This window comes from Psychromonas sp. L1A2 (genome assembly GCF_009828855.1).
Taxonomy (GTDB): domain Bacteria; phylum Pseudomonadota; class Gammaproteobacteria; order Enterobacterales; family Psychromonadaceae; genus Psychromonas.
In genome coordinates this window covers 2398263-2422635 of sequence record NZ_WUAG01000001.1, presented here as the reverse complement: position 1 = coordinate 2422635, position 24373 = coordinate 2398263, and the positions used below count along the sequence as shown (strand labels likewise).

Annotated in this window: 20 protein-coding genes; 7 read left to right on the top strand and 13 right to left on the bottom strand. The window is 35.2% G+C overall.

The annotated features are described in order from the left end of the window. The first annotated feature begins 50 nt into the window (after positions 1–50). Both GQR59_RS10230 and GQR59_RS10225 read left to right on the top strand, forming a co-directional pair. A complete protein-coding gene (locus tag GQR59_RS10230; RefSeq protein ID WP_160062191.1) occupies positions 51–1286 on the top strand; it encodes a hypothetical protein in 1236 nt (411 codons plus the stop codon). Positions 1287–1387: 101 nt separating this feature from the next. Further along, positions 1388–2395: an LPP20 family lipoprotein gene (locus GQR59_RS10225; RefSeq protein ID WP_160062189.1), complete on the top strand. Its 1008-nt coding sequence runs from the start codon at positions 1388–1390 to the stop codon at positions 2393–2395. On the opposite strand, the gene GQR59_RS10220 is transcribed toward GQR59_RS10225, so the two are convergent. Further along, entirely contained in the window at positions 2373–3296 is a 924-nt protein-coding gene (locus GQR59_RS10220) for a ketopantoate reductase family protein (RefSeq protein WP_160062187.1), read from the bottom strand. The two genes, GQR59_RS10225 and GQR59_RS10220, sit on opposite strands and share 23 nt — an antisense overlap. Positions 3297–3519: 223 nt before the next feature. On the opposite strand from GQR59_RS10220, the gene GQR59_RS10215 reads away from it, so the two are divergent. Next, entirely contained in the window at positions 3520–4002 is a 483-nt protein-coding gene (locus GQR59_RS10215) for a YajQ family cyclic di-GMP-binding protein (protein ID WP_160062185.1), read from the top strand. Between the two features lie 153 nt (positions 4003–4155). Here the strand turns inward: GQR59_RS10215 and GQR59_RS10210 are convergent, their stop codons facing one another. The 12 genes from GQR59_RS10210 to GQR59_RS10155 form a co-directional block, all read right to left on the bottom strand. Next, on the bottom strand, positions 4156–4542 hold the full coding sequence (locus tag GQR59_RS10210; protein WP_160062183.1) for a PilZ domain-containing protein: 387 nt from the start codon (positions 4540–4542) through the stop codon (positions 4156–4158). Between the two features lie 21 nt (positions 4543–4563). Next, positions 4564–5250, bottom strand: a complete 687-nt coding sequence (locus GQR59_RS10205) for a M15 family metallopeptidase (protein WP_236546712.1) — start codon at positions 5248–5250, stop codon at positions 4564–4566. Beyond that, complete coding sequence (gene dapE / locus GQR59_RS10200; protein WP_160062181.1) at positions 5247–6380, bottom strand: succinyl-diaminopimelate desuccinylase; 1134 nt, start codon at positions 6378–6380, stop codon at positions 5247–5249. Before dapE ends, GQR59_RS10205 begins: the two co-directional genes overlap by 4 nt. Before the next feature lie 9 nt (positions 6381–6389). Continuing rightward, entirely contained in the window at positions 6390–6740 is a 351-nt protein-coding gene (locus tag GQR59_RS10195; RefSeq protein ID WP_160062179.1) for an ArsC family reductase, read from the bottom strand. Positions 6741–6877: 137 nt separating this feature from the next. Further along, complete coding sequence (gene crr, locus GQR59_RS10190; RefSeq protein WP_160062173.1) at positions 6878–7387, bottom strand: PTS glucose transporter subunit IIA; 510 nt, start codon at positions 7385–7387, stop codon at positions 6878–6880. 77 nt (positions 7388–7464) lie between these two features. Further along, positions 7465–9186 (bottom strand): phosphoenolpyruvate-protein phosphotransferase PtsI, encoded by a 1722-nt coding sequence (gene ptsI, locus GQR59_RS10185; protein ID WP_160062171.1) that lies wholly within the window; start codon positions 9184–9186, stop codon positions 7465–7467. 47 nt (positions 9187–9233) lie between these two features. Further along, positions 9234–9491, bottom strand: a complete 258-nt coding sequence (locus tag GQR59_RS10180) for an HPr family phosphocarrier protein (protein WP_025564234.1) — start codon at positions 9489–9491, stop codon at positions 9234–9236. Between the two features lie 397 nt (positions 9492–9888). Then, positions 9889–10854, bottom strand: coding sequence for a cysteine synthase A (cysK, locus tag GQR59_RS10175; RefSeq protein WP_160062169.1), 966 nt, complete (start codon positions 10852–10854; stop codon positions 9889–9891). Between the two features lie 135 nt (positions 10855–10989). Continuing rightward, positions 10990–11562 carry a hypothetical protein gene (locus tag GQR59_RS10170; RefSeq protein WP_160062167.1) on the bottom strand — a complete coding sequence of 191 codons (573 nt, stop codon included), beginning with the start codon at positions 11560–11562 and terminating at the stop codon, positions 10990–10992. 71 nt (positions 11563–11633) lie between these two features. Beyond that, the gene (sbcB, locus tag GQR59_RS10165) at positions 11634–13064 is read right to left on the bottom strand and encodes an exodeoxyribonuclease I (protein WP_160062165.1); all 1431 of its coding nucleotides are present in this window, start codon (positions 13062–13064) and stop codon (positions 11634–11636) included. A gap of 916 nt (positions 13065–13980) precedes the next feature. Then, complete coding sequence (gap, locus tag GQR59_RS10160) at positions 13981–14973, bottom strand: type I glyceraldehyde-3-phosphate dehydrogenase (RefSeq protein ID WP_160062163.1); 993 nt, start codon at positions 14971–14973, stop codon at positions 13981–13983. A gap of 358 nt (positions 14974–15331) precedes the next feature. Then, positions 15332–16225 carry a D-hexose-6-phosphate mutarotase gene (locus GQR59_RS10155; protein ID WP_160062161.1) on the bottom strand — a complete coding sequence of 298 codons (894 nt, stop codon included), beginning with the start codon at positions 16223–16225 and terminating at the stop codon, positions 15332–15334. 296 nt (positions 16226–16521) lie between these two features. Between GQR59_RS10155 and malQ the strand changes: the two genes are divergently transcribed. From malQ to GQR59_RS10135, 4 genes are all read left to right on the top strand, one after another. Next, positions 16522–18714: a 4-alpha-glucanotransferase gene (gene malQ / locus GQR59_RS10150; protein ID WP_160062159.1), complete on the top strand. Its 2193-nt coding sequence runs from the start codon at positions 16522–16524 to the stop codon at positions 18712–18714. 148 nt (positions 18715–18862) lie between these two features. After that, a complete protein-coding gene (gene glgB, locus GQR59_RS10145) occupies positions 18863–21076 on the top strand; it encodes a 1,4-alpha-glucan branching protein GlgB (protein ID WP_160062554.1) in 2214 nt (737 codons plus the stop codon). Continuing rightward, on the top strand, positions 21077–23173 hold the full coding sequence (gene glgX / locus GQR59_RS10140) for a glycogen debranching protein GlgX (protein WP_160062157.1): 2097 nt from the start codon (positions 21077–21079) through the stop codon (positions 23171–23173). It abuts the gene before it with no gap. A gap of 324 nt (positions 23174–23497) precedes the next feature. After that, positions 23498–23782, top strand: coding sequence for a YeaC family protein (locus tag GQR59_RS10135; RefSeq protein WP_160062155.1), 285 nt, complete (start codon positions 23498–23500; stop codon positions 23780–23782). Positions 23783–24373: the final 591 nt, after the last annotated feature.

Below are 24373 nucleotides of genomic sequence, written 5' to 3'. Positions count from 1 at the left end.
ACTATCAATAGGCTCGAATACGGGCCTATTTTATTTAAAGTGGAATTATTATGCACAAATTGCTTATTGTTCTTTTATTATTACTAACGGGCTGTGTTGCCCAACAAAATAACAATAAACTGGCTAATGAGCTAAGACAAACAAGTCCTGAACATATCCTTTCTATCCTACAAGAGAATAAACCCGATACCAGTGATATTGCTCAGTATTATCTTAACCTAGGCTATCTACAATTGTTATCTGGTGAGTTTACATCTGCCATAGAATCTTTATCTACCGCGAATAAAGAAATGCAATTATTGTCTGCTATTTCTATCACAGAAAATGTCGCAGCGGGTACTGTCAATGAAACCTTAAGACGTTATAGCGGTTATCCATTAGACCGTGTGATGGTTCACAATATGTTGGCTTTAAGTTATCTATTTAACCAGGATATTGAAGGTGCACGTATTGAAATGTTGCAAGCAGATGTTGAAATGAAAAAGCTGTCAGAAGGTGAAGACCTGAGCGGTCAATTAGCAAGTACACATTTGTTATCTGCCATTATTTATGAGCTATTAGATGAACGGTCAGACGCATTTATTAGCTATCAATTAACAGAAAATATACTTAATAAACGTGAAATAGCATTACCCGAAGGTCTAAAGTTAGGTTTGCTTCGTGCAAGTAAAAAGATGGGAAATGACCAAGAGTACGATCGTTACAGTAATCTATATCCTAGCCTTGCAAAAAAAACTAACTTAAATAAACAAGTCTTTATCTTATATTTTAATGGTGTGGTCTCTAATAAAGAACAGCGCAGCATAGTTGTGCCCAGCTTTAATGGTAGACAGTTAATTAGAGTCTCTGTACCTGGTTACCCAAATACAAGAATATTGCAGCAACAAGCAAATATTAGTGATGGTATACATAGAGTAAATAGTGCCTTAATTGAAAATATTGATACCTTAGCAAGAGAAGATTTAGATAAAGAATATCCTTCTATTTTATTACTCACGACAACTCGTGCCGTTACAAAATACAAATTAGTAGAAGAAGCACAGAAAAAAGATCCGTTGTTAGGGGCTTTATTAAATCTTGCGACTCTTTTAAGTGAAGTAGCCGATCTTCGTAGTTGGAATATGCTACCAGCAACCGTACAGTTTGGTTATTTAGAAACAAGCTTTGATAATATTGCTATTTCAACGAACAACCAAAGTGAGAGCCCAGTCAATTTAAATCAAGGCAAACAACATGTTATTTTGGCAACTGGTTTATCTGATAAAATTTTCCATTACCAACAATAAAGTTTTCCATTACCAACAATAACATTTCGTGTTAATTAATGATCATTAACAAGTAAAAAGTATTAACGAATCTAAAAAATTAAAAAAGCTAAGGAATCAGTATGAAAAAAATAACATTAGCATTACCTATTTTATTGTCGTTGTTTTTACTAAGTGCGTGTGCAGCACCAACAAATGAAGAAAAGGCTGAAACAGAACGACCAGATTGGATTGACCATGCTCAGAATAAATATCCTAGCCAAGTTTATTTAACTGCAGTAGGTGAAGCTTCAAATCGCACTCGTGCTTCAAAAAACGCGATTGTAAATTTAGTTGAGATCTTCTCCGTTAATGTAAAAGCGGAAACAAAAACATTAACAGAAGCAGTGAAGGAAGAAAGCGTGCTTGGGGTGACAATGGAAAGCTCAAGTACTTTGCATAGAAATATTGAAACGGAAAGTGAGCAGGCAATTCAGGGAGTAGAAATAAAAGAAAGTTGGTTAAGTCCTACAGGTGAATATTATGCACTTGCTGTTTTGCATCGCATTAGCGCAGCACAAAACTTAACGGAATCAATTATAGATTTAGACGAGCAAACGGCTGAGTTAATAGACTATAGTATTAACGTTGCACCTAATTCAATTGTTGCTGTTAATGCTCTTAGATCAGCAAGAGATATACAAATAACACGTAAAATGGCTGACTTACAACTTAATTATATTAGTGGTAGTGGTATTCCCGTTGATATTTCAAGTGAAAAAATAGAACAATTAATTAGACAACAATTGGCATCATTAAAAGTCAGTGTAGAAGCTGATATTGAGTCTCAACAGTCCTCACTTGAGGCTGGGCTATCTCGTTTAGGTGTCACAGTAGTGGACGAATCGCCATTACGAATATCAGCAAAGATGGATATGATTAAGCCTGCCTATATTGATGCATGGCATTGGTTACGTGGTAGTTATGAGTTAACCATTACAGAGAATGACCAAGTGATTAGTCGTAAAAGATGGCCAGTTAAAGTATCTTCTAAACAAAAAGAATTATTAACACCTCGATTACAAGATAAACTAAATAGTCGTATGAATGAATATTTACAGCAGTTAATTAGCGATTCTCCAACACTTTAATTTGTTGGTATAAATCACTTAAAATAGGCGTTGCAATGTTATGTTGTTGCGCTTTTTTTATAAGGTAACCATTGATATATTCAATTTCAGTCTCCCTACCGTAAAAAATATCCCTATTCATTGATGAATAATTTCCAGCTGTTGCGGTAATAACATTTGAAACAGTTTGTTGTAATTCGGTTAATTCAAAATCAATCCGCTCAGCTTCTGCAATACCAAATGCTTCTAATACTAAAGGTTGAATTAAAGCTTCGTATTGTGATGCTTGTAATTGACCATTTGTAATTTGATGGATCGCCGTAAGTGGGTTAATAGCCGCATTAATGATTAACTTGAGCCAACATTTCTCAAGGATTTTCTCGGTCCAATATACGTCTGCCATTACATTTTGCAAAGGCTCAAGGTATTGTTTTAAATTATTATCAATAATAGTGAGTTTATCAGTTGATTGAAAAACACCGAAATAACTAGGTCCTATGCCAGTATGAGTCACATTCAATGGACTATTTAATAAGCTTGCGTTTGCAGTGGTTGCGCAAATGATAGAGTTCTCAGGAAAGTGTTGTTTTACTTCTTCTGCACAACCATAACCATTATGCATTAAGATAATAACTTGATGAGGGCTTATATACTGCTGTTGATTGAGTAAAGCAGAAAGCACTTGAGGCGCTTTAACACAAACTAATATAGTGCTTTGTTGCTCATCTACCTTTGCTGTTAATAATTGCTGACTATGTGAAATAGCAAATTGATGTTGTTGACCTTGTAAGTCAGTAAAATATAATTGTTGTTGAAGGCATTTAGTACTAGGGCGAGAAACGAGATGACATGGATATCCAGATTGATGTAGTTTTGCTAACCATAAGCAACCAATCGCACCTGCACCAATAATCTGAATCATATAATCCTCTATATTATTTATTAACTGACTTATTTACTCACTTGTTCGCTTATTATTAGACCGTTTAGTTGGTTGTTTATATCTCGCGATTAGCTAGTCTCTTCATTATGCTAATTTGTATTATAAGATACAAGCAACAAAGTAGAGTGTATGGATAGATGATTGGGCCGTTTTCTGGTAAATTCGTCTGATATTATTTTAAACTGTTTATTAAGGAATAAAAATGCCTTCATTTGATATTGTCTCAGAAATCGATTTGATAGAAGTAAAAAATGCTGTTGATAACACTAGCCGTGAGCTTGGTACTCGTTATGACTTTCGTGGTGTAAAAGCATCTATAGCACTTAATAAAGAAGTGGTCAAAATAGAAGCAGAAGCAGATATGCAAATCAATGCATTACGTGACATGTTACGTGCAAACTTAGCTAAACGTGGTGTTGATACGCGCGCTATGGATGCAGAAAAATGTGATCAATCGGGTAAGTTTTGGTCTCAAAATGTTAAATTTAAAGTAGGTGTTGATCAGCCAACAGCTAAAAAATTGGTAAAACAGATCAAAGATAGCAAAATTAAAGTACAAGTTTCTATTCAAGGTGATCAGTTACGTGTAACAGGTAAAAAACGTGATGATTTACAACAAGCGATGCGTTTAGTTAAGGAATGTGATCTAGGAATGGGCTTTCAATTTAATAACTTTAAAGACTAATATTCACACTGATCAGTGAACTAGCGCTTTAACATGGCTAGTTCACTATATTGTACTTTCATTATTGGTCATTTTTTATAATGTGAAGTTTATGCTGCACATTTTATAATAATTACTTTATTTTAGTGTGGCGATAAAGCCTTTGGAACCGCGTTAACTTTCTGCGATATACATTTCAATGAGTTGTTCAAACTCTCTGTGCATCTCGTCATTATCAGCTAAATTAAGCTCAATGATACGTTTTAAATGGGTCATTGTTTCTAATTCAATCGTAGTAAATTGAATACCTAATAACAGCTCTTGTTGATGGCAAACTATGCCATTTAATAATAGTTGTACATCAGATCCTTCAAGTATTAGATTTATCTGAACCTGTTCGTGAATAACATTTGGGGAAAGGGTTGTTACAGCAATTAATGCGCCATTGAGTGAAATATCAACTAGTGATGCATCAAAATCATGTGCTGGAATTTTTCCATCAAAAATAAGCGAGCAATGACATTGGAACTTTATACGCGAAAATTTACGACGTTCAGACATAATTATTCCTTTAGTGAACATTTAGCGTGCATTAATGTTGCAAATATATTGTTTATATATGATAGGCAACTCTTGTTGAATTAGCGAATTACCTAACACTGGATGTTGCTTTAGCGTACTTGAAATAATATTTAAATCTAATTGTGATAAAAATTCATCTGCTAACGGGAAATAACTGATGTGCCAAGGCTCTTGTGCAACACCGCCTTGGTCGTGTTGATAAGGTCGATAAAAGCCAAACTGTTGAATATTATTACCTAACCACTCTGTTAATTCTGAAAAATAACCGCCATTTAAGTATTCATTTTTTTGTAGCTGTAAAGACTGATTCGGGGGCAACAATGTCGGATCATAAACATCAATATCTGTTCCCCAATGATGGCGGCTCGCAGCGGGAAGAGCAGACCAATGCAACAATTTATAAAGTTTCTCTACTTCACTTATGTTTTTAATATTGATAGGTTTTTCATTTTTATCCAAAATAGCCGTGACACCCGAATACTTATTGTTCCAAATATGTAATTGACGTTCAAAGCTACGAAATGCACTAGCAACATGCAACGTAAAACCTTGTTGCTTAGCTGCCTGTTGAAGGGCAGTGAAGTCAGCAATAACTTGTTTATGTAGCAGTCTGTTAGGTGCAAACTCAACAAGGTGAGTTTGCACTTGACCCGTCAATTGCATCGGCGTCATGGCAATCGATGTCATGCAAGTAGGTTTTTAAGTGTTAATTTAAAGATGTCTACTAGCTCGTCTAACTGTGCGATATTAGTCGATTCATTCACTTTATGTATTGTGGCATTGATTGGGCCTAATTCAACCACCTGCGCTCCTGTAGGTGCAATAAAGCGTGCATCAGAAGTGCCACCACTCGTTGAAAGCTCTGTAGTGATACCATTGGTCGATAGAATAGCTTGTGCAACTGCATCAGTTAATGAACCTGGTTCAGTGATAAATGGTTGTCCGTTGTAAGTCCACTTTATATCGTATTCAAATCCAGCTTTATTAAGGATAGTTTCAACTTTCTCTGTCAACATATCAGCGGTTAATTCGGTAGAGTAACGAAAGTTACATTGAACTACAGCATCACCGGGTACAACATTGCTCGCACCAGTACCTGAATTAAAGTTAGTGATTTGAAAGCTCGTTGCTGGAAAGTATTGATTACCTTTATCCCATTCAGTTTGAACAAGTTCAGTTAGTACAGGAGCCGCAAGATGGATAGGGTTGTTAACCAGGTGTGGATAGGCAACATGACCTTGTGTTCCTTTAAAAGTAATATCAGCTGTTAATGAACCTCTACGACCATTTTTAATGATATCACCCACATGACCTGTGCTTGATGGTTCACCAACAATGCAATAATCTATTTTTTCATTTCTAGCTTCTAGAACATCAATAACACGTGTTGTACCATTAATAAATGGTCCTTCTTCATCACTTGTTATCAATAGAGCGATAGAACCTTTATGATCTTTATGCTCTTCAATAAATGCTTCTAGACCAATCATGAAAGCAGCAATACCACTTTTCATGTCTGCAGCACCACGCCCATATAACATACCATCAATAATAGTGGGTTCAAAAGGCGGTGTATCCCATTTGCTTTCTGGACCGGTCGGTACAACGTCTGTGTGTCCTGCAAAACAGAATAAAGGTGCTTCAGTGCCTTTTCTAGCCCATAAATTTAAGGTGTCTTCAAATTCCATGGTTTCACATACAAAGCCTAGTTTTTCTAAACGAGCAATAAGCAAGTCTTGGCATCCAGCATCTTCAGGTGTTACGGAACGTCGACTGATTAAATCTTGTAATAATGTTACGACAGGCGAATGTGTCATTGTACTTCCTTATACTGCAAAAAATTGTTGATAGTTTTTAATATTAAATCCGACAATAGCAACACCTTGATGAACTACAACAGGACGTTTTATTAATGTAGGAAATTCGATAAATAATGGGCTAACTGTATTTTCATCAAGTGTTTCTTTTTGCTGATCAGTTAGTGCACGATAGCTCGTACTACGTTTGTTGAGTAGCTGATCCCAGTTTGATGTCGTGTACATCTGTGCGAGTAATTGCTCATCTAAACCATCTTTACGATAGTCATGGAAGCTAAATGGAATGTTATTTTCATTAAGCCATTTTTGGGCTTTTTTTATCGTATCGCAATTAGGGATACCGTACATTATTGTTGTCATGATAGGTGCTTACAAATTGAAATAAAAAGAATAATTAATTGTAGCAAGAAAAGGGTCAAGAAGAAAAATTTAAGCGAGGTCTTTACAAAGTAAAAGAGTCGCATCAGCGACTCTTAAATACTAATGCAATAGCATTATTATTTGATGATTTTAAGAACAACGTCAGTAGCAACTTCAACAGTACCAGACATTTTTTGTAATTCTTTAATTTCATCCATATTTGAAATAACAACAGGTGTTAAAATAGATTTCGCTTTTTCAGTTAAAAAAGCAAGATCAAATTCAATAATGGTATCGCCAGCTTTAACTTTTTGGCCTTCTTGAGCAATACGAGTGAAACCTTCACCTTTTAACTCAACAGTATCAATACCAAAATGTACAAATAATTCAATGCCAGTATCAGATTCTATTGAAAATGCATGGTTTGTTTCAAAAATTTTGCCAATTTCACCATCACAAGGAGCAACCATTTTATTGCCAGTTGGACGTATCGCAATACCGTCACCAACAATCTTTTCTGCAAAAACAACATCTGGCACATCTTCGATTGCAACAATTTCACCAGAAAGAGGAGCAATGATATCAATAGTATTTGCTGTTTGTGTATTGCCTGTGACTGCTTTTTTTAATGAATCAAAAAAACCCATATTAGTAAACTCCAAATTTTTAATAGAATAAAACAAAAAGGTAATATTTAATTTGATATTACCTTTTTATCAATTAGTTAACTAATACCTTTAGCATGATTGAAGTCGTTAACTAGAGCTTCGATTTCTGCAGCGGTTGCCATAGAAAGTGCTTTATCTGCTAATTCTTTCGCATCTGCAAAAGTAGTACTACGAATTATCTTTTTAACGGTTGGTATTGAGATTGCACTCATAGAGAACTCATCTAATCCCATACCTAACAATAGCAATGTTGCATGTTCATCACCCGCTAGCTCACCACACATACCTGTCCATTTACCAGCAGCATGAGAAGCATCAATCACTGATTTGATGATGGTTAATACAGATGGCGTTAATGGATTGTAAAGGTCTGAAATTAACTCATTACCACGGTCAACCGCTAGTGTGTACTGTGTTAAATCGTTAGTGCCAATACTAAAGAAATCTACTTCTTTAATTAAATGATGTGCAATTGCAGCAGCTGCTGGAGTTTCAATCATAACACCAATTTCAATGCTCTCATCATAAGCAACATTTTCTTCAGTCAACTCTGCTTTCAACGTCTCTAAAATGTCTTTCAATTTACGAATTTCTTCAACTGAAATGATCATAGGGAACATGATACGAATTTTACCAAATGCAGAGGCACGTAAAAGAGCTCGCAATTGTGGATTCATTATTTCAGGACGGTCGAAACAAATACGGATCGCACGCCATCCTAAAAATGGGTTTAATTCTGTAGGGAGATTTAAATAAGGTAGATCTTTATCGCCACCAATATCCATGGTACGAATAATACAAGATTTTCCTTCCATCGCTTCAACTACGTCTTTGTAAGCAACAAATTGCTCATCTTCAGTAGGTAGTTGGTCTCTATCCATAAACAGGAATTCTGTGCGGTATAAACCAACACATTCAGCTCCGTTACGTTTAGCGCCATCAGTGTCTTTAACTGAGCCGACGTTTGAGCCTATTTCAACTTGATGACCATCTAGCGTTGTTGCTGGAAGATCTTTTAATTTAGCCAGTTCAGCTTTTTCATTTAAGAAATCATCACGAATTGATTTTGCTTCAGCTAGTTGAATTTTGCTTGGGTTAATGATGATTTTGTTATTGATAGCATCAAGAACAACCATATCACCATTTTTAACACATTTAGTAATATCATTTGTTCCAACAATTGCTGGAATTTCTAACGAACGTGCCATTATTGATGTGTGAGAAGTACGACCACCAATATCAGTAATAAAGCCTAATACTTTATCAAGGTTAATTTGTGCTGTTTCAGAGGGTGTTAAATCATTTGCAATTAAAATAACTTCTTCTGAAATATCGCTTAAGTTAACTAATTCGATGCCTAAAACATTTTTTAACAAACGATTACCGATATCACGAAAATCAGCTGCACGTTCACGTAAATAAGGGTCATCTAGTTCTTGCAACATTTGTGCATTCTCTTCTACAACCGCATTGATTGCAAAATCTGCTGTACACTTGTTGGTTTTCATATAGGTGATGATATCTTCTTCAAGCTCTTCATCTTCAAGCAGCATTATATGCCCTTCGAAGATAGCTTCTTTCTCTTCACCAAATGTCTCAAGAGCTTTTTGCTTAACTATTTCAAGTTGAGCTGAAGTTTTTGTTCTGCCATCAACAAATCGAGTAATTTCATGTTCAATATTGCTTACTTTCTCAGTATTGAGAGAAATTTCGTCTTCTTGTAATAACAACGCTTTTGCAAACGTAATACCAGGGGATGCCAGTATGCCAGATATCATAACCTATCCTTAAACTACTAATTTTAATCTTATAAAAGATATTTGAATTAAACTAATGTTGCCATTAACTCAACTAGCGTATCAACAGCTTTTTGCTCATCTGCGCCTTCAGCTTTGATGTTCACTGATGTGCCTTGAGTTAAACCTAACGTTTGTAGTTTGAAAAGACTTTTAGCACTTGCAGATTTAGTTCCAACTTCAACTGAGATATCAGATGCAAATGATTTTGCTTCTTTTACAAATTGAGCAGCAGGACGAGTATGAAGGCCGTTTGGAGCTGTGATAGTTACTGTTTTTTGATACATGGTAACACCTTAAATAAATTTGAATTTTTAATGATAGCGATTTTAATTGATATAGATAAAAATTGCTATTGAGTGACATTGGAATTGTCAAAATGAACAATAATAAACACTAAAAATGAGAGATAGAAGCGACGTCTAAATGATAATACTTATTAACAAAAATATTATGCTTCAACTCAAGTAAATCGGCGTTTAACGTGCCTTTTTTGAAAAGTCCAAAATCATATTTAATGATCCTAAATAAGGAGAGGTAGGTCAACGATTTTCTCCTGTTTGAAGGCTAAAACTACGTATTATTGTTGTTTTTGCATGTTTTTTGACCATACTTAAATTTGGACTTTCATTTTATATAAAAAAAGGTACTAAAAAGTACCTTTTTTAAGTCCTTTTAAAGATGTTATGCGAAGTTTTCACCTTCAAAAACACCTGCAAAAAGCGCGGTTGATAAATAACGCTCACCTGAACTTGGTAAGATTACAACAATATTTTTATCTTTGAATTCTGGTTCTGCTGCTAAACGTGCAGCTGCAACAACTGCCGCACCTGAAGAAATACCCGCTAAAATACCTTCTTCTTCCATTAGGCGTCGTGCCATACTGATCGCATCTTCGTTACTTACTTGTTCTGCTCGATCGATTAGAGACATATCTAAGTTTTTAGGGATAAAACCAGCGCCAATACCTTGGATTTTATGTGGGCCAGGTTTAACATCTTCACCTGCTAATGTTTGTGAAATAACAGGAGAATCTGTTGGCTCTACAGCCACACTGATGATTGCTTTACCTTGGATTTCTTTAATATAACGGCTAACACCAGTAATGGTACCACCAGTACCAACACCCGCAACAAAAACATCAATTTCACCATCAGTATCATTCCAGATCTCAGGGCCTGTTGTTTCTACATGAATTTGTGGATTTGCAGGGTTTTCGAATTGGCGTAATACTAAGTATTTACCTGTTGCAGAAGCACCAAGTTCTTCGGCTTTGTTGATTGCACCTTTCATACCTAATGCACCATCAGTCAATACTAAGTTTGCACCCAATGCTTTTAATAATTTACGACGTTCAACACTCATTGTGTTTGGCATTGTTAGTGTGATTTTGTAACCACGAGCAGCTGCTACAAACGCAAGTGCAATACCTGTATTACCACTTGTTGCTTCAACTAATTCAACATCTTTTGTTAACGTGCCATCTTTTTCTGCTGCAGCAATCATGTTTGCACCAATACGACATTTCACACTGAAGCTTGGGTTGCGACTTTCAATTTTTGCAAATACATTACCTGTAGTCACGTTGTTTAAACGTACTAAAGGTGTATTACCGATTGCTTGTGAATTATCGCTAAAAATCTTACTCATAATATTGTTCCTATCAGTTGGGTGTTTGAATTATTAATGGATAGTAGCATATCCAATGTGTGTAAATGGGGAAGTGAAATTTTGTTATACCATATAGGTTTTTGAGCTATGTATAGTTTATGGTGTTGGGAGGCTTCAAAACTGAGATTCAAATCCAATTAATGCTTGGCTATTACCATAACCGGGTAAACTTTCATTAGAAAATAAAACTTTCACTTTACTAAATGGCGTTGTTTGAAAACTTATTCCCGCACCCAAAGAAAGTGTACTGTTATAAATATCTAACACCTCAGAATTTTCGTTATATTGATAAAGAACATTATTTTTGGTCATTTCACTTCGAACGTTGTATTCGGAGTCAGATAATTTACCAAATAATTCAAATTGAAAATAATTGCTGTTAGCTTCAATGAAAGGGATTGAAATAATTTCATATTGGTTACTTTTTACAAAGGTACTGTCTTTGATTGAAGTATTGAATGAAACGGTTCGATAAAAGCGACTAAAAGCAGAGTTAAGATATTGATAAGTTGCATCTGGTATTTGATATACCGTCAAAAAAGGATAATCAAATAAATCGACACCATTCAAACTTTTTTGATAGTCTATTTGTAATTGATTCTTAGGTAAGTCTTTAGCAAAGCTTGAAACAATAGAAGAGCTTAATAGTATAAAAACAAATAGTCGAAATACAGGTAAGCTCCTCATTAAATATCCCATGCCCTAGTAGTATGATTGATTAATATAATCAAATTATAATAGAACATTTTTTGTGTGTTTTATGCATTACCTGTTAAAAATTCTAAGTAATGTCCCAGTTTTTGCAAAACTTCTATCTTTTCTGGGCTGTGCTGATGCTCAATGGCTAGTATTTCTAAACGAGCGACATAATTATCGACATGTTCAATAAGATAAGCCTCCCTATGTCTTGCCCATTTTTGTTGTTCTTCAAGCGATAAAGTTTGTGGATAATTCCTTGCTTTGTATCGCCACCATAAATTGTTGAAATTAGGATCATCAAAAGTAACTTGGTAATCAGCTATCTGTTGTGGTGACAAAGTTGTGATCGCTTTTGCTTGATTTTTGTCATTGGCTGTCGGAAAACCTCCAGAATATAATTTTTGTTCTGGTTGCTGTTCTTTATTACTTTTAGATTCTATATCAAAAACCGCGATTAATTTTTCAACTAAGTGCTTATTAGCTGAAAAAGTATCCATAGATTGTCGGCATTGTTTTGCCTCCACACCTAATTCTTTTGCTCGTTCGGCACTTAATGTTTTTGCACTTGCGACAATAGGGCACTTATTAATATGGATTAATTTAATCGGTGGTCGGTTGATCCCTTCAGGTAAGTTATCTGTTGCGGTGTACAAATATGATTGGATCTCTTCAATACTTAACGATAGTAATTGTGAAATATCTTTATTTAAATCGAGGACAATGACTGCGTTATTATTTGTTGGATGTTGTGCTATCGGTAAAATATAAGAACAACAACCTTGCATTGCAGTAAACATGCCTGAAATATGAACCAAAGGAGTAAAGGTGCCTAATTTCAATTCATTTAGTACTTTATTTTTTTGTCTCAAACTATAGCAATAATCATATAATTTTGGATGTGTGGTTTTGATTAATTTTGCCATCGCAATGGTTGCATAAACATCAGACATAGCATCATGAGCTTGCTGATGAATAATGTTGTTGGCTTTTGTTAATAATTCCAGTTTAAAACTTGGTGCATCGTTTTCATCAAATACCCATTCAATTCCATCAGGTCTAAGTGCATAGCAAGCACGAACCATGTCAATAATGTCCCAACGAGAACATCCATTTTGCCATTCTCTTTGATAAGGATCGTGAAAATTACGATACAAAGTAAAGCGTGTAACTTCATCATCAAATCGAATGTTGTTATAGCCAACGACACAAGTGTTTTTTTGTTGAAATTGTTGCAATATATTAAATATAAATTGGTTTTCAAATTCACCATGTTGCAATGCATATTGCGGTGTTATACCTGTCACTAAACACGCTTCTGGGGCTGGCAAGTAATCATTAGGTGGTCTGCAATACCATTGATAAGGTTCAGAAATGACATTCAAATCAAGATCGGTACGAATTCCTGCAAATTGAGAGGGGCGATCCGTTCCTGGGTTTAATCCGAAAGTTTCATAATCGTGCCAGAGAAGGCTTGGAGATTCTTGATTCATATTCTTTTACCTATTGCTTGAGTCATTATATTGTGGCTAATTTGATCATAAAAAGCGAATCAATTGCAGTAAATGTCTTTGAAATTAAGTCGATTCTGCAAAGTTAGCTTCTTAATATCTTTAATTAATGTTTAACTCTTCTTTTGGCGTTGATTATTTGTTATTTAAAGTGGACGTTACGAGATTGTGAAAGTGAAATTGTTATTTTTGATGAGTTGTAACAGTTATCATTTCATGTTTTTAACTTCAAAGAAGTGAAAGTCAGTGTTGGTACGTTAGAGTTAAATGGCTTATATTTCAGTAAGCTTGAGGGTTTTTAAGTAATAAAAGGGGAATTAAATTGAACCGTTTATTTTAAATAAGTTTTTTATAAACAATAGTGAATGATCTTTTTTGTTTTATTGGAAAATATTAACCCATTTTTTGAATAAATAATCACAACTTTATGTTTGTTTATATTTCGCATTAAATTTATTTAGGGTGTTAACTGAGTTCGATTTCGTTGTGCTTCTGCCATGTCATTTAATGTGTTTTATGACAGGTACAAAAAAGCCTGCATATAGCAGGCTTCAAGTATTTTATTTAATTACACTTATTTAGCAATAAGCGCCACTAGGTCTAGCACTTTATTTCGGGTGTTAACTTAGTTCGATTTCGTTGTTTTTCTGCCATGCCATTTAATGTGTTTAATTTAATGTATTTTATTACAGACACAAAAAAGCCTGCATGTAGCAGGCTTTATAAATTCTATTTAATTAAACTTATTTAGCAATAAGCGCCACTAGGTCTAGCACTTTATTTAGGGTGTTAACTGAGTTCGATTTCGTTGTTCTTCTGCTATGCCATTTAATGTATTTTATTAAAGGCACAAAAAAGCCTGCATGTAGCAGGCTTTATAAATTCTATTTAATTAAACTTATTTAGAAATAAGAGCAACTAGGTCTAGAACTTTATTAGAGTAACCGATTTCGTTGTCGTACCAAGATACAACTTTAACGAATTTGTCAGTTAGTGACAAACCAGCTTTTGAATCGAATACAGAAGTTTGAGTTTCACCGATGAAATCTTGTGATACTACGTCATCTTCAGTGTAACCAAGAACACCAGCCATTTCATTTTCAGAAGCGCGTTTCATTTCTGCACAAATTTCTTCGTATGTAGCAGCAGTTTTAAGGTTAACTGTTAAGTCAACAACTGAAACGTCAGCAGTTGGTACACGGAAAGCCATACCAGTTAGTAGACCGTTAAGTGCAGGAATTACTTTACCTACTGCTTTAGCAGCACCAGTTGAAGATGGGATGATGTTTTGAGAAGCACCACGACCACCGCGCCAATCTTTAACAGATGGACCGTCAACAGTTTTTTGTGTAGCTGTAGTTGCATGAACTGTAGTCATTAGACCAGATTCAATACCCCATTTATCGTTAAGTACTTTAGCGATAGGAGCTAGACAGTTAGTTGTACAAGAAGCGTTAGAAACGATATCTTGACCAGCGTACTCAGAGAAGTTAACGCCGTTAACGAACATTGGAACGTCACCAGAAGGACCAGTAAGAACAACTTTCTTCGCACCAGCTGTGATGTGTTTACGAGCTGTTTCGTCAGTAAGGAAGAAACCAGTTGCTTCAGCTACTACGTCTACATCTACAGCATCCCATTTAAGGTCAGCTGGATCACGTTCAGCAGTTACACGTACAGTTTTACCGTTTACGATTAGGTTACCGTCTTTAACTTCAACAGTACCGTTGAAACGACCGTGCGTTGAGTCATATTTAAGCATGTAAGCCATGTATTCAACGTCGATTAAGTCATTGATTGCAACAACTTCGAAATCAGCACGTTCACATGCTGCACGGAATACGAAACGGCCGATTCGACCGAAGCCGTTAATACCTACTTTAATTGTCATTTTATTGTTCCTTATGGAGGTTTGATTTTTTAAACTTGTCATCATTATAAGCGCCAAATGCACCTAAGACTTGATGTTAGTCAAGTTATAAGCTCACAAAACAGTTTCTTAATTGTTTTTCTAAAAAAAGATACTGTATTTTTGAACTAATATCACAGTAATTAAATTACTAGGGCATATTAAGGGCAATTCCTCATAAAATAAAGGAAAACCATCATTAAACTATTATTTCTCGAACTATTTTAGCTTTTTACTTAAGTCAATAGCTAACTGTAACTAGTTCCATAACCTTATTTCATAAAATAGATTTTTTTATTTCAATTTTTGTGAATATTTTTATATTTATGAAAGTTATTATTTATTTTATAACCGTTTTAAGTGTGTGAGAGCATCCTGATTTAACTAATACACCTTGTTTAGCGGTAATTGCAGACTCTACACATAACATGGTTTTATAGCCATCATCAGGTAGATCTACGAATTTTTTGGCTATCTCTATCCATGGATTCCACACAACAACTGAGTCATTACCTTCATTATTAATGACTATCTTACGCTGATTACTTTCATCATTAACTACAATTTTTTGTTCATTTGCATCATAGATTGAGTCTACTGAACCGTTAATATTTAAAATTTGATCGCTATTCTTACGTTTACCGTTATCTAGAGAGTCTTTATAGCTAGCGGCAAGTCCTTCAACCGAGCAAAGCCCGCTGTTAGCGACATGCAAATAAGTATGAAGCGCACCACCATAAGTGAAGTCTTCGTTACTTGTATTATCAGTAACCAAACTTAATTCAATATGATCAGATAAAGAGGCTTTAAGTGTCAATGAGAAGTCATGATTCCAAATGGCTTTAGTCTCAGCTGTTGCCGTCAATGTAAACTCAAGATCAACTCCCGTTTCATATTCATTAACAGTGGATAATACCCATTGACTAATTCGAGCAAATCCATGAGAAGGTAAATTTTTACTTTTACTTTCTTCAGTATTACCAAACCATGGCCAACAAATAGGAACACCGCCTCTAATTGCTTTACTGTGATTATAAGGCGTAGATTTACTGAGGTAGATAAGCGGTGCTTGTTGTTTGATTTGGAAATGAATTAAATGAGCGCCATGAAGAGAAAAAGTAGCGTCGAAATTTTTATGATTGATAACCACAAATTCAAAACCATTATCATCAACTTGCAGGTTGATGGATGGGCTTAAATTTTTTGTTGTTTTAAGTCGCAAATGTGAAATCATTTTTGTTCCCTATGTCATGAATTGTATTTACAGCTGTTATCTTACTTCACATATTCTACTATATTGTTGATTAAAAATAATAAAACCTATTATTCGAATATTTTAAAATGTACTCAAAAGAAGTTTAAATCAAAATTTCCTATGATTATTAATAGTATTTAATTTTATTTAATAAAAAAAATATCTTAATACGTGGTTGTTTATGGATTAAGTCGTTGCAAATATTATGTATTAGTTAAATACTCATTTTAAATGATTAAAAACAGCAATAAATTAACCATACATATAGGTGTATTATGAGTAGTTCAACATTAGATTCATTTATGCAATTAAAAGGCATTGATCTTAATTTTATTGATGCTTGGGGTAAACCCACCACCGTGCTTGATGAAAACGTTAAAACGCTCATTAACCATATGGGGTTTGATGCCTCAGATGATGCTGCTTTATCAGCTTATTATGAACAGGAAGAGTTACAGCATTGGTTATCTTTGTTAGCGCCTGTCTGCGTATTACAACAAGCCCCTGAATATCAACTCGAAGTTCATCTTCCTATCGACTTTGTAACAGACCCATTAATTTATAGAATAACCACAGAAGATGGTCTGCAAATTGATAAAACAATCACCGCCACTGATTTTCCTTTATTAGGCTGCAAAGATATTTCTGATGTCGAATTTCAATTATATGAAGTGACTATCGAAGTTCCCTTAGCCCCTGGTTACCATCAATTAAGTTTACTAGAAAAAGGGAATGATGATCCATTGGCTGAAATGTCTTTAATCATCACTCCTGAAACTTGTTTTACGCCAACGGTTATACAAAACGGTAAAAAGCTTTGGGGGACAAGCGTTCAATTATATTGTTTGAAAAGCCAAAATAACTGGGGAATTGGAGATTTTTCTGATTTAAAACAGTTATTAATCAAAACTGCTGAAAATGGCGGGGATTTCATTGGCTTAAATCCAATTCACGCTCTCAATCCATCACAGCCACAAAATGCCAGCCCATATAGTCCTTCATCACGTAAGTGGTTAAATATACTGTACACCGATATCACAGCAGTACCTGAGTTTGCTCTTTGTGATGCTTTACAAGCTGAAGTAGCCACATCTGTATTCCAACAACAACTATCAAACCTGAGAGATTTGAAATGGGTTGATTATGTTAATGTCACCACTGTTAAATTGAAGGCGCTCAGGGCGCTTTTTGATACATTAATAAATGGTAAAAAAGAAAATCAAATACGTTTAGCTTCTTTGCATGAGTTTGTTACACAGAAAGGAGACTCATTAACGCAACAAGCTGCATATGATGCGTTGCAATTTAAATTCTTAGCTGAGAATGAAGATTCTTGGGGATGGCCATCTTGGCCTGAAGAGTTTCAATCATTTTCTAGTGAAAATACACAATGTTGGATAGCTGAGAATGAACAAGAGGTATTATTTTGGAGCTATTGCCAATGGGTTACAGAGACTCAATTAGCTGAAGCAGATGAACTTGCTCGTTCATTAGGAATGACGTTAGGTTTATACAGAGATTTAGCCGTTGGTGTAGGTAAAAGTAGCAGCGAAATTTGGGCAAATCATGATTTGTATTGCGAAAATGTCAGTATCGGTGCGCCACCTGATGTACTGGGACCGTTAGGTCAAAGCTGGGGATTGCCGCCGCTTTCACCAGATCAACTATATAAGTCAGGCTATCAGCCTTTCATCGAATTATTACAATCCAATATGAGTCATTGCGGTGCTTTACGTATTGACCATGTGATGGCCTTATTACGATTATGGTGGGTGCCAGAAGGTTCAACCGCTGATAGTGGGGCTTATATTTATTACAATGTTTACGATATGTTGAATATATTAGCGCTAGAAAGCACACGTAACCAATGTTTAGTGATTGGTGAAGACTTAGGTACCGTACCTGAAGGCATGGATGTTTTATTAAAAGAGGCTGGCGTTTATTCATATAAAGTATTTTTCTTTGAGCAAGCGCCCGATGGTGGCTTTATTTCTCCTTTACACTATATACAACAAGCAATGGCAACATTGTCGACGCATGATATGCCGACAATTAAAGGTTACTGGCATTGCGAAGATCTGTATTTAGGTAGAAGCTTAGGGCTGTATCCTGATGATGAAGTATTTAATCGATTACTTGCAGATAGAGTTGAAAGCAAACAACAGATTTTAAATAGTTTACATGGTCATAATAGTATACCTGATGCGCTTTATCATGATGCTAATACAACCGGCATGGATAAAGCATTAAATTTTGCACTTCAAAAGCACCTTGCAACGGGCAGTGCTTCATTGCTCAGTTTGCAGCTTGAAGATTTCTTAGAGATGGATCAACCAGTTAACGTTCCTGGAACAAGTAATGAATACAGAAACTGGCAACGTAAGTTAACGCATGACGTAGACACTATTTTTACTGATACTGATATTCAGCATTTAATGAAAGAGTTAACAGAAGCGCGAGCTAAATAATTAAATTCAGGCTAGATAAACTTCGAATTAGGTATTTAATATGACTAAGAAACCAACGACAAAGAAAGTAGCTACAAAAGAAAAAACTGTAAAGAAAACAACAGTCAAAAATGTAGCAACTCCTAAAGTAGGCGAAGAAATCAATACAATGCCATTAAAATCAACGTTACTCAACCAACTTGAAAAAGCAACATTAGCCAATCCTTTTGAACAATTAGGCTTAATTAAAAACGCCAACGGTATAGGTTTTTTATTAAGAGTCTGGTTACCAGAAGCAACAGCGGTTTCATTTTCTGCGCTTGATGGTTCGCATCTTTCTGGTGAGTTAACAAAAGTTTATGATGCTGGCTTATTCGAAGTTAGTTTATCTTCTGTTACTGATAAGTTTGTTTATCAATTAAATGCTAAATATGTAAATGATGTACATGAGTTTGTAGACCCTTACCAATTTCATGATATCGCATTTGAAGGATTATCGACGTTACATGAAGCTCCACAAAATGTTTATCGTACACTTGGGGCACAATTAAAAACGATTACCGATAATGACGTTAAAATTTGTGGTGTACGTTTTATTGTTTACGCACCCAATGCCAGTAGCGTTAGTTTAATCTCAGATCATAATCATTGGAATGGGCAAATACATCCCATGCAACGAAGTTGGTGTGGTCATTGGGTATTATTTATTCCTGGTTTATCAGCTGGCTGTGCTTACAAGTTTGAATTAAAAGATGCGATGGGTAATCGTTTACCACATAAAGCTGATCCCGTTGGTTTTCAAGCTGAATTATACCCATCACATTCATCGATAGTCGTTGATCATGATGCTTATCAGTGGAACGACCAAACTTGGCAAAATACTCATACTGGTGACAAACGCTTTACGGCGATGAGTATTTATGAAGTTCATTTAGGGTCATGGAAACGTAAAAAGGAAAACGGTGTAGAGCGAATGCTTAGCTATCGTGAACTTGCTGAGGAGCTATTACCTTATTTAGTTGAAATGGGTTACACACACTTAGAAGTACTCCCTATATCAGAGTTTCCATTTGATGGATCTTGGGGCTATCAACCCGTCGGTTTATTTGCTGCAACCAGCCGTTTTGGTGATGCAGATGATTTAAAATACTTCATAGACAAATGTCACCAAGCCGGTATAGGCATTATCGTTGATTGGGTACCCGCACATTTTCCTGCCGACCCACACGGTTTAGCGCGTTTTGATGGGACACCTTTGTATGAATACGAAGATCCTAAGCGTGGTTGGCATCCTGATTGGAATTCTTACATTTATGACTTTGGCCGTGACAATGTCCGTCAATTCCTAGTGGCTAGCGCACTAATCTGGCTAGATAAATTCCACGTTGACGGATTACGAGTAGATGCAGTCGCATCTATGCTGTATTGGGACTATTCACGCGAAGAAGGTGAGTGGGTACCTAATGTAGATGGTGGCAATCATAACTATGAAGCGATTAGCTTATTAAAATGGTTTAACGAAGAAGTGTATAGTCAATTCCCTAATGCCATGACTATTGCTGAAGAATCGACTGCTTTTAGTGGTGTTTCAAAACCTACTTTTGCAGGGGGATTAGGCTTTGGCTTTAAATGGAACATGGGCTGGATGCATGACACATTAAGTTATATTCAACAAGATCCAATGTACCGTAAATACCATCATCATGAAATGACCTTTGCAATGGTTTATCACTATAACGAACACTTTGTATTACCTATTTCTCATGATGAAGTCGTACACGGTAAAAAAAGTATGTTGAATAAAATGCCTGGAGATGAATGGCAGGCGGCCGCAAATCTACGTGCTTATATGGGGTATATGTATGCGCATCCTGGTAAAAAATTAAACTTTATGGGCGGTGAGTTTGGACAAAGTCGTGAGTGGAATCATAATCAAAGTTTAGATTGGGACTTATTAGTTTTTGATAAACATAAAGGGCAACAAAAATTGATTGCCGATTTGAATCATTTTTATAAAAATAACAGTGCTATGTATGAATCAGATTATGAACCACAAGGTTTTGAATGGCTGGATCATAGTGATGGCGTCAACAGCATCATCTCATTTATTCGCTATAATTTAGATAAAAGTGAATATGTTATCTGTCTTTCTAATTTTACACCTGTGCCTCGCGAGAAGTATCGTGTGGCAGTAGAAGAAGCTGGTCAATATGAAGTCGTTATCAATACTGATAGTGAATATTATTGGGGAAGCAACTATTCAATGGGTGATCTAATGGGCGTGTTTGTCAGCGAACCTTACCCTTGGCAAGGCAAAGGCCATTCAATTGTTGTTAATTTACCTCCATTATCATCAGTTTATTTGAAGAAAAAGGAAGTCTAAATGTCAAAACATGATATTAAAATAGACCTAACCACCATTAATGCTAAGCACCTATTCACTACTTCTAATGGGAAAAGTCTTCCTTTAGGAGCGACTTTAGATCAGCAAGGCTGTAATTTTTCAGTGCATAGTCAAGGCGGGAAAAGTGTTGAGTTATGTCTTTTTGATAAGCATGACAATCAAATAGACAGTTATTTTCTAAAAGTTTCTCATTCACATCTTTGGCATATTCATTTACAAGGTATTAAAGCAGGACAAAAATACGGTTATCGAGTTGATGGTGAATATCAACCTAACAAAGGGATGTTATTTAATAATAAGCATTTATTAATTGATCCTTATGCGAAATGCTTGAGTAAAGTGCAACACAGTTTTGTACAAGCTCAGAGTGATGTTGATGATCTGTATGTCGCTAAATCGGTTGTGGTTGACGACAGCTTTGAATGGCAAGGCAGTGAAAAGCCTAATATAGACGATCAAGATCGTATTTTATATGAAGTGCATACTAAAGGGTTTACTCAAACAAACCCTAATATCCCCTTACCCATGCGTGGTAAATATTTAGGTTTATCACATCCAGAAAGTATCAAACATTATCAATCATTAGGTGTGACAAGCTTACAAATCATGCCGGTCTTTAGTTTTGTCAGCGAATCTCGTTTAAGTGGTTTAGGGTTAACCAATTATTGGGGATATAACCCAATTAACTTCTTTGCCCCGGAGACTCGTTATGCTCAATATGATGCTATCTCTGAGTTTAAAACCATGGTGCGAGAATTACATGCCGCCAATATTGAAGTGATATTGGATGTGGTGTTTAACCATACAGCGGAAGCTGGAAATGATGGTCTCGTTTTAAGCTTTAAAGGGTTTGATAATAGACAATATTATACTTTTGAAAGTAATAAACAGGGAATTGACTTCCAACGTTATAGTAATCATTCCGGTTGTGGTAATACGGTTAATTTAGATTTTTCTTGGTCATTAAAGATAACACTCGATGCTTTGCGGTATTGGGTAACTGAAATGCAAGTTGATGGCTTTAGGTTCGACTTGGCGGTGACTTTAGCACGTGAGCCACAAGGGTTTACTGAAAAAAGTGCTTTTTTTAAAGCTTTATCACAAGATCCTATTTTAAGTGATGTTGTATTAATTGCTGAGCCTTGGGACATTGGACCCGGTGGTTATCGTCTAGGTGCTTTCCCTGAACAATGGAAAGAGTGTAATGATCGATACCGCGATACCATGCGTTCTTTCTGGCGAGGTGATACAGGCAAAGTCTCTGAAGTGGCAACTCGTTTGATAGGTTCTCACGACTTTTTTCCATTAAGTAATCGAAGTAATACTACTAGTGTTAACTATATCTGTTATCACGATGGTTTTACATTAGACGATTTAGTGTCTTTCCAAGATCGTCATAATCAAGCTAATGGCGAGAGTAATCGTGATGGTCATGGAAATAACCTTTCTGCCAATTATGGCTGTGAAGGCCCGACTAAAGATAAACGCATTAATTGCTTAAGACAGAAGCAAAAACGTAACATGATTACGACCTTGTTTTTGTCTCAAGGTACCCCGCACTTTTTAGCGGGTGATGAAATGGGAAATCACCAATCAGGTAATAATAATGCGTATTGCCAAGATAACCAAATTAGTTGGATTAATTGGGATCGTTCAGAAGCTGATTTCGCCTTGTTTGAATTTACCTCTAAGTTAATTGAATTACGCAAGCAGTCGCGACTATTTGGTGACTTGTTACTCGATGATAACGATGTGAATAGTGATAAAGTGACCTGGTATCACCCTGATGGTTATTTAATGGAAGAAGTCGATTGGCATGCTTCTAACTCACAGGCTATTGCCGTTGAATTAAGTGAAGTAGATCCTGAAGGTGAACATTGGTATTTGATTTTGAATGCTTCAACTTACCAAATTGCTTGTGAACTACCACCATTAATCGATAACAAAGATTGGTTTATGGCATTGGATACCAGTTGTTCTACAGGAAATTTAGTTGAAGATACAAGTAAAGTAGAGATTCCTGTTCATGCCAAAGCGCATTCAATCTTGTTATTTAAAGCTGTTAACCAGAAATAATGATTTATGTTTTTTATAAGCTGCATGAATTGTTTCGATTTTTATTTGTAATTTTTGCATATAATTTACTATGTAATGCCTAATACAAAAGCTGCTTATCAATAAGTGGCTTTTTCTTTTTAAGGATTAGCATAAGTTAATGGTTGCTAACATTAGTTACTGTTAATTAAAGTTAAAGTTAAAGTTAAAGATAAAATTAAAGATAAAAAGTAGACCAACAGCAAAAAATTATTGCTCAACAAAAACATCACTAGATAATTTCAAACAAATAAATATACTTCAGTTCATTCAAATTAATTAAGATTAAAGAAAAAGGCAAACACAGTGGCAAATATAAATGAGTATGCAAAAAATATCACTCCAGCACTTTATCAGAAACTAGCAACTGCTGTTGAAACAGGGAAATGGTTAGACGGTGCACCATTGAGTGAAGAGCAAAAAGCACATTCATTGCAATTAGTAATGGCTTACCAAAAAGAATTTAATATAGAACCCGATCATTTTACTATCGCTCAAAATGGTGAAATCTTTATGGAGTCTAAAAAAGTATTAAGGCAACAGTTTGCAGATCCTGATGATAACTCTGAAGTGCATCTTATTAACTTATAAATATTGTTCCTCTGCCATTAGCGCTAAGCGTCACTGCGCATCTGCGCTTAATAAATATGGTTAGTATTTTACACATACCTAGAGCATAAATGGACCGATCAAAAGGTAACTCATTCATGCACTAGTGTTTAAATACGTTTATCCAATACATTTCTACTTAAACTTCCCCCATTATTTATTGTCTTTAAGTTACTCTTCTATTAAACAATTTTCTGAATGGCTTAAAGCCATCATAAAATTTAAAAATATAACAATAATTTACGTCATCAGTACCTTAATAAGTTATATTAACGACGATAGAATTTTTCTTTTTTAAGTTTGATATAATGAACTTAAAAAGCACAAAGCTTAACTTTGGTGGCTATTTAATACAGAAAAATGTTTATGAATAATGACAACAATGATCAAAAGCTATAATGCTAGATTTGTTTGTATTGAAATTAATTAACTGAATTTTACTAATAAAGTTTAATCAATAGATCTTAACTAATGGAATGTATTTATAGTCTAAAAGTTGCACTGATAAACGATATATTATTAGGCTCTTTTTGAAAGAATGGTTTAGAGGAATTGTTTAGAGGAATTGTTTAG